The 14,838-nt window shown below is 73.2% G+C and carries 9 protein-coding genes and 1 pseudogene; 8 read left to right on the forward strand and 2 right to left on the reverse strand.

The genetic code is table 11. From position 1 onward, the window contains the following. The first annotated feature begins 36 nt into the window (after positions 1–36). The 3 genes from ACH4KB_RS30780 to ACH4KB_RS30790 all read left to right on the forward strand — a co-directional run bounded on the left by ACH4KB_RS30780 (position 37) and on the right by ACH4KB_RS30790 (position 4,452). Complete coding sequence (locus ACH4KB_RS30780; protein WP_398069138.1) at positions 37–771, forward strand: thioesterase II family protein; 735 nt, start codon at positions 37–39, stop codon at positions 769–771. Between the two features lie 242 nt (positions 772–1,013). Next, positions 1,014–1,814 carry an SDR family oxidoreductase gene (locus ACH4KB_RS30785; RefSeq protein ID WP_398069345.1) on the forward strand — a complete coding sequence of 267 codons (801 nt, stop codon included), beginning with the start codon at positions 1,014–1,016 and terminating at the stop codon, positions 1,812–1,814. A gap of 79 nt (positions 1,815–1,893) precedes the next feature. Then, positions 1,894–4,452 (forward strand): amino acid adenylation domain-containing protein, encoded by a 2,559-nt coding sequence (locus ACH4KB_RS30790; protein WP_398069140.1) that lies wholly within the window; start codon positions 1,894–1,896, stop codon positions 4,450–4,452. A gap of 58 nt (positions 4,453–4,510) precedes the next feature. On the opposite strand, the gene ACH4KB_RS30795 is transcribed toward ACH4KB_RS30790, so the two are convergent. Next, the gene (locus ACH4KB_RS30795) at positions 4,511–6,064 is read right to left on the reverse strand and encodes a ricin-type beta-trefoil lectin domain protein (RefSeq protein ID WP_398069142.1); all 1,554 of its coding nucleotides are present in this window, start codon (positions 6,062–6,064) and stop codon (positions 4,511–4,513) included. Between the two features lie 105 nt (positions 6,065–6,169). Between ACH4KB_RS30795 and ACH4KB_RS30800 the strand changes: the two genes are divergently transcribed. From ACH4KB_RS30800 to ACH4KB_RS30810, 3 genes are all read left to right on the forward strand, one after another. After that, on the forward strand, positions 6,170–7,585 hold the full coding sequence (locus ACH4KB_RS30800) for a class II fumarate hydratase (RefSeq protein WP_398069144.1): 1,416 nt from the start codon (positions 6,170–6,172) through the stop codon (positions 7,583–7,585). Between the two features lie 321 nt (positions 7,586–7,906). Then, a complete protein-coding gene (locus ACH4KB_RS30805) occupies positions 7,907–8,593 on the forward strand; it encodes a DUF402 domain-containing protein (protein WP_398069145.1) in 687 nt (228 codons plus the stop codon). A gap of 384 nt (positions 8,594–8,977) precedes the next feature. After that, a complete protein-coding gene (locus tag ACH4KB_RS30810) occupies positions 8,978–10,879 on the forward strand; it encodes a SpoIIE family protein phosphatase (protein ID WP_398069147.1) in 1,902 nt (633 codons plus the stop codon). Between the two features lie 86 nt (positions 10,880–10,965). Here the strand turns inward: ACH4KB_RS30810 and ACH4KB_RS30815 are convergent, their stop codons facing one another. Then, positions 10,966–13,200, reverse strand: coding sequence for a transglycosylase domain-containing protein (locus tag ACH4KB_RS30815; protein WP_398069149.1), 2,235 nt, complete (start codon positions 13,198–13,200; stop codon positions 10,966–10,968). Positions 13,201–13,439: 239 nt separating this feature from the next. Between ACH4KB_RS30815 and ACH4KB_RS30820 the strand changes: the two genes are divergently transcribed. Further along, entirely contained in the window at positions 13,440–14,411 is a 972-nt protein-coding gene (locus tag ACH4KB_RS30820; protein ID WP_398069151.1) for an SPFH domain-containing protein, read from the forward strand. Then, positions 14,408–14,665 (forward strand): annotated as a pseudogene (locus tag ACH4KB_RS30825) (hypothetical protein); the annotation flags it as partial. The gene ACH4KB_RS30820 and the pseudogene ACH4KB_RS30825, both read left to right, overlap by 4 nt. Positions 14,666–14,838 lie beyond the last annotated feature (173 nt).

Here is a 14,838-nt window from a genome sequence, read left to right on the forward strand (position 1 = left end):
GAACTCCGGTAGCAGAGAAAGAGAACAGGAACGACCGTGGCCGACGAAGAGACCGTCCTCATCTGCCTGCCCTTCGCCGGGGCGGGTCCCTCCTTCTTCACGCCCTGGCAGAAGCTGGCCCCGGAGGGTCTGCGGATCCTCCCGGTGTCGCTGCCGGGCCGCGAGAAGCGGTTCCCCGAGCCCGCCCACACCTCGGCGGCCCCGGCCGTCGACGACGCGTACGCGCAGGTGACGGCGGCCCTCGGTGAAAGGGACGGGAGCGGCGGCCCGGTCGTGCTGTTCGGGCACAGCATGGGCGCGGTCCTCGCGTACGAACTGGCGCACCGGATCGAGCGGTCGGGCGGCCCGATCCGCCTGGCCGCGCTCGTGGTCAGCGGTGCCCCCGGTCCCTGGACGCCGCGCACGGACCGGGCGGACGGGCTGCCGGACGAGGAGTTCGCCGCCCGGGTCCGGGCGTTCGCCGGGTACGACCACCCGGCGCTGGCCGACCCGGAGATGCGGGAGCTGCTGCTGCCGTTGCTGCGGGCGGACGTCCGGCTCCACGAGACGTATGTGCCGTCCACGGAGAGCCCGTTGGGTGTCCCGGTCATCTCCGTCCGGGGGCGGGAGGACACCCTGGTCGGGGCGGCGGAGGCGGCCGAGTGGGGCCGGGTGACGACGGGGAAGCTGACGGTGGCCGAGCCGACGGGCGGGCACATGTACCTCACCGAGCGGCCGGGCGAGCTGCTGGAGCTGGTGGCCGCCGAGGTGCGGGCGGCGAGGGGCCGGTGACGGGCGGCGACGACGACGGCGGCGGCCTTCCGGGGCCGGATGCCGACGGCGCTGGTGCGGGGCATGCGGCCGACGGCGGCGGCGGTGCGGGGCATGCGGCCCTCAGCGCTGGTACGGAGCGTGCGGTCGGCGGCGCTGGTACGGAGCGTGCGGCCGACGGCGGCGGTGCGGGGCATGCGGCCCCCAGCGCTGGCGCGGAACGTGCGGCCGGTGGCGGGGCCCGGCTCGCCGGGCGGACGGCGCTGATCACGGGAGCGGCGCGCGGTCTCGGCCGGGCCTGTGCGCTGGCCTTCGCCCGCGAGGGTGCGGACCTGGTGCTGCTGGACGTGGCGGGCGAGCTGCCCGGGGTGCCGTATCCGCTCGGTTCCGCCTCGCAGCTCGCCCACACCGGGCGGCTCTGCCGCGAGGCGGGGTCCGCCGTGCTGACCCGGCAGGCCGACGTCCGGGACCTGGCGGCGCTGGAGTCGGCGGCGGAGGCGGCCGAGGAGCGCTTCGGGCGGATCGACGTCCTGGTCAACAACGCGGGTATCGCCGCCCCTTCGGGCCGCCCGGCGCACGAGATCACCGAGGCCGAGTGGCAGCTGATGATCGATGTGGACCTGGGCGGCGCGTGGCGGGCGATCCGCGCGGTCGGCGGCCGGATGGTCGCTCAGGGGTCCGGTTCGATCGTCAACATCGCCTCGACGGCGGGCCTGGTGGGCTACCGGCACTTCGCGGGGTACGTCGCGGCCAAGCACGGCCTCGTCGGCCTGACGAAGGCGGTGGCCCTGGACTACGCGCCCCGGAAGGTCCGGGTCAACGCGGTGTGTCCGGGCTCGGTGCGGGACGACGAGGCGATGGAGGGCCGGATGCTGGCGGAGATCGCCCGCTCGCTGGAGGTCCCGGTCGCGGAGCACGGGGCCGCGTTCGTCCGGGACCAGCCGATGAACGCGCTGGTGGAGCCGGACGACGTGGCGAACGCGGTGCTCTGGCTGGCCTCGGACGAGTCCCGCCAGGTGACCGGCAGCGTGGTCGCCGTGGACGGCGGGTTCACCGCCCGCTGACTGCCCGCTGACTGCCCGCTGACCGATCGCTGACCGCTCGCATCGCCGTATCCCCCGCTGTGGACGAGGAGTTGTGCACGTGTCGCCTGCCCATCACGCCCTGACGGTCCGCCTGCCGCCGGCCGTCACCGGCACCGCGCTCGCCGCCGCCCTCGCGGCGGCGGCGGAGCGGTGGTGGCCCGGGGAGCGCCGCCCCCGGCTGTGGACCGAGACCTTGCCCGTCCCGGCCGGGGCCGACGCCGCCGCCCGGCGGCGCGCGGCCGAGGCCCGCCGTCCGGTCGCGCCCGGCCACCGGCTGCGCGCGGTGCTGCTGCGGTACGCGGGCGGTCACCCCGCCGACCTCGTCCTGACCGCCGACGGGGCCGCGCTGGACGCCCGGTCGTTGCGGATCGTCGCCCGGGTGCTGCTGGGCGAGGTGCCGCCGGACGCCGTGACGCCGCACGACGGGCCGCTCCCCCCGGACCCGCGCGTGGACGAGGAGACCCGGAGCCTCGCCGCCGCGCTCGCGTTCACCGCCGGGCGGTACACGGGCGCGGCCTCGGTGCGCGTCGCGGTCCCCGTACCGGCCCGGGACCGGCCTCCCCGCGCGCTGGGGGCGCTCGACGGGTACGTGGTGTTCGCGGCGGACCTGTCGCCCGGCCGCACGGTCGCCGACCTGCTCGCCACCGAACCGCTCGTCCCGGCCGAGGGCGAGGAACCGCCCGCGCTCGGTCTGGTTGCGGGCGACGGGGACGGCCCGGCCACGCTGCCGAGCCGCCCGGAGGGGCTGTGCATACCGGCACACCAAGTGGAGCGTGCGCGGCAGGAGTTGCTGAGCCGCCCGCCCAGCACCCCGCTTCTGGAACTGGATCCGCTGAGCGAGTCCGAGTCCGCCGAGCAAGTGCTGCGCGGGGCAACGGGGAAGCCCCCCGCCTCCCTCCCCCTCCGCGTGGACGAGGCCTTCGCCGCCCAGGCCGCCGCCCGCCCGGACGCCCCCGCGCTCACCGCCGGGCCCACCACCCTCTCGTACGCCGAACTGAGCCGCCGGGCCGAGGAGTTCGCCGACGGTCTGTACGCCCACGGCGTCCGCCCGGGCGATCTCGTGGGGCTCTGCCTGCCCCGCGGAGCCGACCTGGTGGCGGTGATGCTGGGCGTCCTGAAGGCGGACGCGGTCTACGTACCGCTGGATCCGGAGCATCCGGCGGAACGGCGTGAGCGCACCGCGAAGGCCGCCGGGGTCCGGCTGACCGTCGAGGACCCGGCCGCCCTGACCGGCCACCCGCCCCGTCACACCGCGGAACGGCGGGAGGGCGGCGCCCCCGCGTACGTCATCCACACCTCGGGCTCGACCGGCCGCCCCAAGGGGGTCCTCGTCCCGCACGCCAATGTCACGGCCCTGGTCGATGCCGTCCGCGACGACTTCGGCCTCTCCCCCGACGACACCTGGACGTGCTTCCACTCGGCGGCGTTCGACTTCTCGGTGTGGGAGATCTGGGGGGCGCTGCTGACGGGCGGCCGGCTGGTCCTCGTGGACCACTGGACCTCGCGCTCGCCGGAGGACTTCCACGCGCTGCTGGGCCGGGAACGGGTGAGCGTGCTGAGCCAGACCCCGTCGGCGTTCACCCAGCTCGCGGCGGCCGACCGGACGGGCGGTGGCCTGTCCGCCCTGCGGCTGGTGGTGCTGGGCGGCGAGCCGCTGGACACCCACCCGCTGCTGGGCTGGTTCGACCGGCACCCGGAGGACCGCTGCCGGCTGGTCAACATGTACGGGATCACCGAGACCACCGTCCATGTCACGGCGGCCACGGTGACCCGCCGCGAGGCGCTCGCCGGTTCCCGGTCGGTGGGGCGGCCCCTGCCGGGCTGGTCGGTCCGGGTCCTGGACCCGTACGGGCGGCCGGTGCCGCCGGGTGCGCCCGGCGAGATCCATGTGGGCGGGGCGGGCGTGGCCCTGGGCTACCTGGGCCGGCCCGCCCTGACCGCCGAACGCTTCGTCCCGGACCCCCTGGACCCGGCCGGGCGGCTCTACCGCAGCGGCGACCTCGGGCGGCTGCTGCCCGACGGAACGCTGGAGCACCTGGGCCGGATCGACGACCAGGTGAAGGTGCGGGGCTTCCGGATCGAGCCGGGCGAGATCCGGCACGTCCTGCTGGAGGACCCGGCGGTGTCGGCGGCCGCGGTCACCGTGACGGGCGGCGGGGGCGGGGACGCGGCGGCCGTGCGGATCGACGCGTACGTGGTCCCGGCCCCGGGAGCGGGCGAGGACGGCGGGCCCGTACGGGAGCGGGCGGCCCGGCTGCTCCCCCCGCACATGGTGCCCGCGACGGTGACCGTGCTGCCGGCCCTCCCCCTCACCGCGAACGGCAAGCTGGACCCGGCCCGGCTGCCCCCGCCCGGTGCGCGCCGGCCGACTGCCGCACCGCCCCGCGAGACCGCGCCCACCCCCGCCGGCGTCCTCGCCGGTATCTGGCGGGACGTCCTCGGCGTCGAGGAGATCGGCCCGGACGACGACTTCTGGGACCTGGGCGGCAATTCGCTGTACGCGATCCGGATCGGCACGCTCGCCCGGGAGCGCGGGCTGCCCGGCATCCCGCTGCGGCAGCTGTATCTGACGCCGACGCTGGGAGCGCTGTCCGAAGCGCTGGCCCGACAGGCGTGAGAGAAGGCATGACGAGGGGACGGCCGCACCGCGCCGGCCGCCCCCTCGCACGCGGTGGCTACACGAAGCGCTGGTTCGCGCCCCCGTCGCACGTCTGGAGCTTGAGCGGGTCCTTGGCCCCCGTCAGCGTCAGACACAGGCCGGTCGCGGCGGCCGGGCGGACGGTGCCCGCCTGCCGGACGAACTTCTGGTTGGCCGCGCCCGAGCAGTCCCACACGACGAGCGTGGCGCCGGCGTCGTACCTGGCGCCCGGCACGTCCAGGCAGCGGTCGTGGCTGAGCGCGGTGCGGGCCGTCTGCGTACCCGCGTCGTACCACCAGTTCTGGTTACGCCCGCCGTGGCAGTCCCAGCCGCCGATCGCCGTGCCGTTACGGGTGACCGAGGCGGGTACGTCCACGCAGGAGCCGGTCGCCTCGTTCCTCAGCGGGGCGAACAGGTCGTCGAAGGCCGCTCCCGTCAGGACCGGGTTCCCCGTGCTCGCCGGGTCGGCGCAGCCCGCCTCGCGCAGCCCGGAGTCGTACAGCTGGGTGAGGCAGGACGCGAAGGCCCGGTGGCCGGCCGCGTTGGGGTGGAAGGACTGCCGGACGGAGTTCTCGTCGGGCAGTCCGGGCTTGCTCAGGTCGATGTAGAGCCCGCGCGCCCAGGCGTTCTCGGTGCAGACCTCGTGACCGTGGAAGAGCCGCGAGTTGTCGAGGTAGGTGGCGCCGGTGGCGGCGGCGGCCTTGCGCATGCCGGTCTGGAAGGCGGGCACGGCGGTGTTACGGCCCCAGACGGTGTCGGAGTCGTAGCCGAGTCCGCCGCAGATGAGCTTCCCGGGGAACTTCGGGTTGTCGCGGAAGTCCGGGCCGATCGGGCTCGGGTAGCCCATCAGGACGAGCTTGTAGTCGTTGTCCGCGTACCCGGCGTCCGTCATGACGGTGCGCAGGTCGCGGACGGTCTGCTCGACCTTGGGGACCAGGGCGTCTACGCGGGCCTGCCAGCCGCCCGCGTACTTCGGCTCGCAGGGGCCCTGGAGGCTGATGTAGCGGACCACGCAGTCGGTCATGACCGGGCCGAACTGGAGGTCGTCGTTGGCCCCGGCGACCAGGACGATCATCTTGATCCGGGTGTTGCGGGCCTTGATCGCGAGGCTGTCGCTCTGCACGAGCTCGTCGGCGTACTGCTTGTTTCCGCCAATTCTGATGTTTCCGGTGGAAGCGCCGGAACACGAGACGTTGTACGTGACGTCCGCCGCGATGCCCGTGCGGTGGATGGCGGCGTCCGGTGAGCGGTGGCACCAGTTGTCCGGCCCGTTGGTGCCGGGGTCGTAGGTGCCGACGCCCTCGCCGGAGATCTCGCTGTCGCCGAGCGAGATCAGCCCGGTCCTGCGGTCGCCGAGCGGGCGCTCGGCGGGGCTCCCGTACAGCTGGGTGGCCTCGGCGGCCCGGACGGCTTCCAGCGCGGGCGGGAGAGGGGTGGATGCGATAGAGCTGGTACCCGACTCCGTCGCGCCCGCGGGTCCTGCGGCGGCCATACCGCCGACGGCGGCCGCGAGAGCGACGGCGCCCGCGACCGTAGAGCGGAGCCGGCGAAGGCTTGCGAGCCCTCGAAGTCTGGTGCTGGTGCGCCTCATTGCGCCTCCCGGTAGTGGTTACCCCCGGTATTTACTGGTCGGTAGGCGACTTGGGAATACATCGAACAAGAGAAGTGCTCATCTTTTTCAGGAGGTTTGAACACCATGGTCGATACGTCAGGTGACACGCCCCGCGAGAGCGGGTTCCGGATCGAGCACGACTCGATGGGCGAGGTGAAGGTCCCCGCGGAAGCCAAGTGGCGCGCCCAGACCCAGCGGGCGGTGGAGAACTTCCCCGTCTCCGGGCAGCGTCTGGAGCGGGCGCACATCGAGGCGCTGGCCCGGATCAAGGGCGCGGCGGCCAAGGTCAACGCCGAGCTGAAGGTACTGGATCCGGACATCTCCGCCGCGATCCAGGAGGCCGCCGCCGAGGTCGCCTCGGGGCAGTGGGACGAGCACTTCCCGGTCGACGTGTTCCAGACGGGTTCGGGCACCTCGTCGAACATGAACACCAACGAGGTGATCGCCACCCTCGCCACCGAACGCCTCGGCCGCCAGGTCCACCCCAACGACCATGTGAACGCCTCCCAGTCGTCCAACGACGTCTTCCCGTCCTCCATCCACATCGCCGCCACCGCCGCCGTCACCGCCGACCTGATCCCCGCCCTGGACCACCTGGCGGAATCCCTGGGGCGGAAATCGGCCGAATTCGCGGAGGTCGTGAAGTCCGGCCGTACGCATCTGATGGACGCCACCCCGGTCACCCTCGGCCAGGAGTTCGGCGGCTACGCGGCCCAGATCCGCTACGGCGTGGAGCGGCTGCGCGCCTCCCTCCCCCGGCTCGCCGAACTGCCCCTGGGCGGTACGGCGGTGGGCACCGGCATCAACACCCCGCCCGGCTTCTCCGCCGCCGTGATCGCGGAGGTCGCGGACGCCACGGGGCTGCCGCTCACCGAGGCCCGCGACCACTTCGAGGCGCAGGGCGCGCGGGACGGGCTCGTGGAGACCTCCGGCCAGCTGCGGACCATCGCGGTGTCCCTGACCAAGATCTGCAACGATCTGCGGTGGATGGCGTCGGGGCCGCGCACCGGTCTCGCCGAGATCGCGCTGCCCGACCTCCAGCCCGGCTCCTCGATCATGCCGGGCAAGGTCAACCCGGTGATCCCCGAGGCGGTCCTGATGGTCGCCGCCCAGGTCACGGGCAACGACGCGACGGTCGCCACGGCCGGCGCCGCGGGCAACTTCGAGCTGAACGTCATGCTCCCGGTCATCGCGAAGAACCTGCTGGAGTCCGTACGGCTGCTGACAGCCGCCTCCCGGCTGCTCGCGGACCGTACGGTCGACGGCATCACCGCCGACGTGGAGCGGGCCCGCGCCTACGCCGAGTCCTCGCCGTCCGTCGTGACCCCGCTGAACAAGTACATCGGCTACGAGGAGGCGGCGAAGGTCGCCAAGCAGTCCCTCAAGGACGGGACGACGATCCGCGAGACGGTCCTGGCCTCGGGGTACGTCGAGCGCGGCGACCTGACGATGGAGCAGCTCGACGAGGCGCTGGACGTGCTGCGGATGACGCGCCCGTGAGCGGAGGGCGGGACGCCCGGTGACACCCGGGAAGGGTTCCCGGTGCCGCCCGGGAGCGCCCCGTGGGGCCCTAGGTCCTGTCGTCGAACTCCCGCCGTCGCCCGAAGGGCGGCCCTGCGGGGTCGGGTGTGTGCTCTCGGTGTGCCGGGCGCGGGTCCGCGTACTGGACGTACTCGGGCGTGTGCCCGGTGCGGCGAGAGTGCGTGCATGGCGCCGCGGGGCAGGCGGGAGTTCGACGACAGGGCCTAGGGCATCCGGCGGATCGGGACCGGGTGACCTGAGTCGCAGCGGGCCGGCGGGAGCGCTCCGTAAGATCTCTCCATGACAGGTACGGGAGAGTACGCACGCTGGGCGCCGGGGGACCAGATCCTCTGGCGCTACCGCGACAACGGCCGGGCCCACCGGACGGCCGGCGTCCCGCCCGTGCACATCTGCCGTCCGGTGACCGTCGTCCAGGACACCGACGAGCTGCTCGCCGTCTGGATGGCGCCCGGCACCGAATGCGTGCGGCCGGTGCTGGCCGACGGCACCCAGGTACATGCCGAGCCGCTGGCCACCCGCTACACCGCGCCGCGCACCACGGCCCGCTCGACCTGGTTCGGCTCCGGGGTGCTGAAGCTCGCCAGGCCCGGGGACCCGTGGTCGGTATGGCTGTTCTGGGACCGGGGCTGGACGTTCCGGAACTGGTACGTGAATCTGGAGGAGCCCCGGACCCGGTGGACCGGAGGGGTGGATTCCGAGGATCACTTTCTCGACATCTCCGTGAACCCCGACCGGAGCTGGAAATGGCTCGACGAGGACGAGTTCGCCCAGGCCCAGCAGGTCGGTCTGATGGACCGGGAGACCGCGGCCCGGGTCCGGGAGGCGGGCCGCGCGGCGGTCGAGGTGATCACCGTATGGGGGGCTCCGTTCCGGGACGGCTGGGAGCACTGGCGGCCCGATCCGCGGTGGCAGGTGCCGCCGCTGCCGGATGACTGGGACCGCACCCCTGCCCGTATGCCGTCGTGAGACCCTGGAGAGTCCCCTCGGGCGGTCCGGTCGGCAGGTCCGGACGCACGGAGGGCTGATCGCCGCAACCAGCGGGTGCCACACCGGAACTGACCACAAGTCACCACACCGGTCGCGCGGAGGGGCGGGTCACGGACCCGGACGTTCCGCTCGGTCGCGGGAGCCACTACGAGGGGGTGGAGACGTGCACGCTGTCCGCTGCCCTCTCGCCGCGTCCGCCGCCGGAGGGGTCGCCCGTCGGCCATCTCCGGGGCGCTCGGTTTCGGCCCCTTCATCGGGGGCATCCGGTGACAGCCGTTGTTCTTCCCGCGCTTGCCGGGGCACAGTAGCGCCCCACGAGGTGACTGCCTCATACAACCGGCCCGGACGGACGGAATCCCACGCGTGACGGAGCACCCCACCTCCCACGAAGGCCGGCAGCCTCTGGCGGCCCGGCAGCAGGAGCGCACCCGGCCCCGGCAGCAGGACGCCGCAGCCGCCGCTGCCGCGGTCCCGGCTCCGGCCGCCGCGCCGAACCCGGGTCCGGGAGCGGCCGCCGTCTCCGAGGCGCAGGCGGCCACCCGCCGCGAGGGCGACCGGCTGCGCTTCGTCGGCGCGGCGACCCGGCGGATCGCCCGGGGCATAGACCTGGACGAGATCGTCCTCGGGCTGTGCCGGGCCAGCGTGCCGACGTTCTCCGACGCGATCCTGGTCTATCTGCGCGACCCGCTCCCGGTGGGCGACGAGCGCCCGGTGAGCCCGTTCGTCCTGCGGCTGCGCCGCAGCGACCGGCTGCGCGTCACCGGCGAGGAGGGCGGCGAGGCGTCCGGCTCCGAGACCGAGCGGCTGCGGCCGCTGATCCTCGACCCGCAGGCCGACCTGATGCCCGCCGCCGAGCTGTGCGAGGTGCGGGCGGGCGGTGCGCTGGCGGAGGTGCTGCGCGGGGTGCGGCCGGTCTTCGGCGACTCCGCGGCGGCCCGGGCCGCCCTGCCGGAGCTGCTCGGCCCCGGCCGGTCCGTCCCCACCGGGCACCGGGCGATCCTCGCCCCGCTGCGCGGCCGGCGCCGGGTCATCGGGGCCGCGGTCTTCGTGCGCGGCACCGAGCGCACCCCGTTCGAGGCCAGCGATCTGCTGGTCGCGGCGCAACTGGCGACGCACACCGCGCTCGGCATCGACAAGGCCGTGCTGTACGGGCGCGAGGCCTACATCGCCGACGAGTTGCAGCGCACGATGCTGCCCGACTCGCTCCCCCAGCCCACCGGCGTCCGGCTCGCCTCGCGCTATCTTCCGGCGGCCGAGACGGCCCGGGTCGGCGGCGACTGGTACGACGCGATCCCGCTGCCGGGCAGCCGGGTCGCGCTGGTCGTCGGCGATGTGATGGGCCACTCGATGACGTCGGCGGCGATCATGGGCCAGCTCCGGACGACCGCGCAGACCCTGGCGCAGCTCGATCTGCCGCCGCAGGAGGTCCTGCACCACCTGGACGAGCAGGCGCAGCGCCTGGGCAGCGACCGGATGGCGACCTGCCTGTACGCGGTCTACGATCCGGTCGCGCACCGGATCACCATCGCCAACGCCGGACACCCGCCGCCCGTGCTGCTGCACCTGGGCGGGCGGGCCGAGGTGCTGGTGGTGCCGCCGGGCGCCCCGATCGGGGTGGGCGGCGTCGACTTCGAGGCCGTCGAGCTGGACGCCCCGGCCGGCGCCACGCTGCTCCTCTACACCGACGGTCTGGTGGAGTCGCGGCTGCGGGACGTGTGGACGGGCATCGAGCAGCTGCGGGAGCGCCTCGCGGCGACCGCGCAGCTCACAGGACCGGACCACTCGCCGCCGCTGGAGGCCCTCTGCGACGACGTGCTCGACATGCTCGGCCCGGGTGACCGGGACGACGACATCGCGCTGCTCGCCGCCCGCTTCGACGGGATCGCGCCGAGCGACGTGGCGTACTGGTACCTGGAGCCGGAGGACGCGGCTCCGGGCCGGGCCCGCCGACTGGCCCGGCGGGCGCTGAGCCGCTGGGGTCTCGACGACCTGGCCGACGAGGTGGAGTTGCTGGTCAGCGAGGTCGTCACCAACGCGGTGCGCTATGCCGAGCGGCCGGTGACGCTGCGGCTGCTGCGGACCGACGTCCTGCGCTGCGAGGTCGGCGACGACTCCCCGCAGCTGCCCCGGCAGCGCCGGGCGCGGGAGACGGACGAGGGCGGACGCGGGCTGTTCCTGGTCAACCGGCTGGCCCGGCGGTGGGGGGCGACGCGTCTGTCGACGGGCAAGGTCGTCTGGTTCGAGATGGCGCCCCGGGGGCAGTAACGCCTCGTCGCGAGTCGGCCGACGATATGCGTGTGGGGCGGGCCTGGAGGCCCGCCCCACACGCATGACGTCATGCCGTCAGTGGCTCACTCGCCGAGCAGTCCGTTGCCGCCCGGCCGTTCGCCCGGCTGGCCGTCGTCCTCCCCGGGCTGGGGCGGCACCTCCGGGCTCGTGGAAGGCGCGGTGGGAGGCGTGGAGCTGGGCGGAGGCGGCGGCGTCGACGACGACGGGGTGTCGCTGGGCGTCTCGCTCGGCTTCTCGGAGGGCCTGTCCGACGGGGTCGGGTCCTCGGACGGGGTGGGGTCCTCGGAGGGGGTGTCGGAAGGCGTCGGCGGGGCGGGCACCTCGCCGCGCTCCACGTCCTGGAGGTCGAACGTCTTGTCGGACCCGCCGCCGAGGGCGCCGAGGGTGTAGTCGGCCCAGATCCTGGCCGGGAAGCCGCTGCCGCTGGCGCGGCCGGAGTTGGCCGTACCGGTCAGGGAGACCTGCTTGCGGCCGCCGTCACCCTCGCCGAAGAGGGCCACGACCGTGGCCAGCTCCGGGGTGTACCCGGCGAACCAGGCCGACTTGTTGTCCTCGGAGGTGCCGGTCTTGGCCGCCGCGTCGTAGGCGGGGCTGTTGGCCGCGCCCCCGGAACCGGCGTCGACGACCCCGGTGAGCCCCTTGGTCACGGTGTCGGCCGAGGCGCGGCTGATGGCCTGCTCCCGCTTGGGCTTCTCGGCGTTCACCGTGCGGTCGCGGTGCTCGGCGGACTGGAGGATGTGCGGGGTGACCTTCCGGCCGTGGTTGTCGAGCGTGGCGTACACGCCGGCCATGTCCCAGGTCGAGGCGTTCATGGTGCCGAGGGTGACGGCGGGGCGCTCGGGGAAGTTCTTGTCCGGTACGCCGAGGGCGAGCGCGGTCTCCTTCACGGCGGCGGGCGTCACGTCGACGATCATCTGCGCGAAGACGGAGTTGACCGAGCTGTTCAAGGCCTTCTGGACGGAGACCTGACCGTAGCTGCGGTCGTCCTGGTTCTGCGGGGCGAACGGGGTGTCGCTGCCGACGACGGGCCGCTTGCTGGTGCCGTCGTACACCGTGTTGAGCCCGATCAGGCTGCCGTCCTGCGTCTTCGACTCGTTCTCCAGGGCGGAGGCGAGCACCAGCGGCTTGAAGGTGGATGCGGGCTGGTAGTCCTGGCGGGTGGCGTTGCTGATGTAGTGCTTGATGTAGTCCTCGCCGCCGTACAGGGCGACGACCTCGCCGGTCTTCGGGTCGACGGAGGTGGCGCCGGCCTGGACGGTGGCGTCGACCTTGTTGCCCTCGCGGTCGAGCTTGGACTCCAGCTGGTCGTCCACCGCCTTCTCCAGCGCCTTCTGGCGCTTCTTGTCGACGGTGAGGGTGAAGGTCCAGCCGCCCGCCTCGCGGTCCGCGGCGGAGACGCCCTGTTTCTCCAGCTCCTTGTTGGCGGCCTCGACGAGGTAGCCGGCCTGTCCTTCCATGCCCTGGGCGGGCTTGGGCTTCTGGGGGACGGGGAACTCGAGGCCGGCCTTCTCGGACTCGGTCAGCCACTTCATCTCGACCATGTTGCGCAGGGTGTAGGCCCAGCGCTCCTTGACCAGCTTCTTGCCGGTGTCGGTCGCGGTGTTCCAGTCGTACTGGCTGGGGGCCTGGAGGAGTGAGGCGAGGTAGGCGCCCTGGGAGACGCTCAGGTCCTTGGCGTCGACGCCGTAGTACGCCTGGGCGGCGGCCTGGATGCCGCTCGCGCCGCGCCCGTAGTAGGCGGTGTTGATGTACCCGGCGAGGATCTTCTCCTTGGACTCCTGCTGGTCGACCTTGAGCGAGATCACCAGTTCCTTGAGCTTGCGGCTCACGGTGGGGTCCTGCGTCAGGTAGAAGTTCTTCACGTACTGCTGGGTGATGGTCGAGCCACCCTGCTTGCCCTTGCCGCTGACGGTGTTGAGGAGGGCGCGGGTGGTGCCCTTCAGGTCGACGCCCTGGTCCTTGTAGAAGGACTTGTTCTCGGCGGCGACGAAGGCGTGCTGCACCTTCTTGGGAACCTCGTCCAGGTCGACGATCTGGCGGTTGACGCCCTTGCCGGTCCGGGCGAGGACCGAGCCGTCGCTGTACTGGTAGACGTTGCTCTGCCGCTCCGCCATGGCGTTGGCGGCGGGGACGTCGACGTACACGTAGAGCGCCCCGAAGGCTCCCATGCCCAGCAGGACGATCCCGAAGAACGCGCCCAGCAGCTTCTTCCACGTGAAGAGTCTGCGTATGCCGCCGCTCTTCGGGGCCCGGCGCGACTCCCGCGCCTGGGCTCGTCGCGCATCCGCTCGACCCATTGGTGTGTTGCTCCCGCTTCTCTGCTCGACCGGCTCGCTCGGTTTCCTCAGTTCGCTCAGACCTGCCAGCTAACACCGCCGACGGGGACAAAAGACAAGCGATCCGGTCTTTTACGGACGTGAGAATCAGCACCCGTTCCCTAGGAACCGACTCCCCAGAGGTGGACAAGGTTGCGAGAACCATTAATGTGTAATCACATTGATAGCGCGGCACGAGACCGCGCCGAACGGGGGATCCCATGACTGCACAGCACGACGACCACCGCCCGGAGGCTCCGGCCGACGACCTCGCGATCGACGCCCCCGACATGCCCGCACCCCAGGTCAGGGAGGTCCCGGCGCACTCCATCGGGGGCGGGGTCGGGCTCCTGCTGACCGTGCTCGGGGTGATCGCGGGCATCGGCCTCACCATCGGCGGCGGAGTGATGAACGGGAGCGGCGCCGTGCCGCTCGGCGTCACCCTCCTCGTCCTTGGACCACTCCTCGCGCTCACCTCGTTCTTCTGCATGAGCGGTGTGAAGATGGTCGCTCCGGGCGAGGCCCGGGTGATCCAGCTCTTCGGCCGGTACGTCGGCACCATCCGCACCGACGGCCTGCGCTGGATCAACCCGCTGACCTCCAGCCGCAAGATCTCCACCCGGGTCCGCAACCACGAGACCGCCGTCCTCAAGGTCAACGACGCCTACGGCAACCCGATCGAGCTGGCCGCGATCGTCGTCTGGAAGGTCGAGGACACCGCCCAGGCGCTCTTCGAGGTCGACGACTTCCTGGAGTTCGTCGCCACGCAGACCGAGGCGGCGGTGCGGCACATCGCCATCGAGTACCCGTACGACGCCCACGAGGAGGACGGCCTCTCGCTGCGGGGCAACGCGGAGGAGATCACCGAGAAGCTGGCCGTCGAGCTGACCGCCCGGGTGAAGGCCGCGGGCGTCCTCATCATCGAGTCGCGCTTCAGCCACCTCGCGTACGCCCCCGAGATCGCCTCCGCCATGCTCCAGCGCCAGCAGGCCGGCGCGGTCGTCGCGGCCCGCCAGCAGATCGTCGAGGGCGCGGTGGGCATGGTCGAGATGGCCCTGGCCCGGATCGCCGAGCAGGACATCGTGGAGCTGGACTCCGAGCGGAAGGCGGCCATGGTCAGCAATCTGATGGTGGTGCTGTGCGGTGACCGCGCGGCCCAGCCGGTCCTCAACACGGGCTCCCTCTACCAGTGACCGACCAGACGCCTCCCCGGCGGACACCGGAGTCCCGGTCGCGGCAGCGCAAGCAGATGCTGCTGCGGCTGGACCCCGCGGTGCACGACGCACTCGCCCGCTGGGCCTCCGACGAACTGCGCAGCGCCAACGCGCAGATCGAGTTCCTGCTGCGGCGGGCGCTCGCGGAGGCGGGCCGGCTGCCGGGGGCCGCGCGCCCGATCGCCCGCCGGGGGCGGCCGCCCACACGGCCGCCGGAGGGGCCGGAAACCCCGCCGCAGCCCGAGGCGAGCACTCCACAGCCAGGGGCGACTGCGCCGCAGCCCGGGACGAGCACGCCGCAGCCCCCGCCCGGAGCGACCGCTCCAGGCACCCCGTAGTCACCGCGACCCCGGCCCGCCCCAAGGGCCGGGGTCGCTTTCCGGACGCGTATACACCGTAGGTATAC

The organism is Streptomyces sp. NPDC017520 (assembly GCF_044329855.1).
Lineage (GTDB): Bacteria > Actinomycetota > Actinomycetes > Streptomycetales > Streptomycetaceae > Streptomyces.

Coding starts and splice junctions, on each gene's coding strand:
- ACH4KB_RS30795 (WP_398069142.1), bottom strand. CDS start 6,064: ATGAGGCGCACCAGCACCAGACTTCGAGGGCTCGCAAGCCTTCGCCGG.
- ACH4KB_RS30800 (WP_398069144.1), top strand. CDS start 6,170: ATGGTCGATACGTCAGGTGACACGCCCCGCGAGAGCGGGTTCCGGATC.
- ACH4KB_RS30805 (WP_398069145.1), top strand. CDS start 7,907: ATGACAGGTACGGGAGAGTACGCACGCTGGGCGCCGGGGGACCAGATC.
- ACH4KB_RS30815 (WP_398069149.1), bottom strand. CDS start 13,200: ATGGGTCGAGCGGATGCGCGACGAGCCCAGGCGCGGGAGTCGCGCCGG.
- ACH4KB_RS30820 (WP_398069151.1), top strand. CDS start 13,440: ATGACTGCACAGCACGACGACCACCGCCCGGAGGCTCCGGCCGACGAC.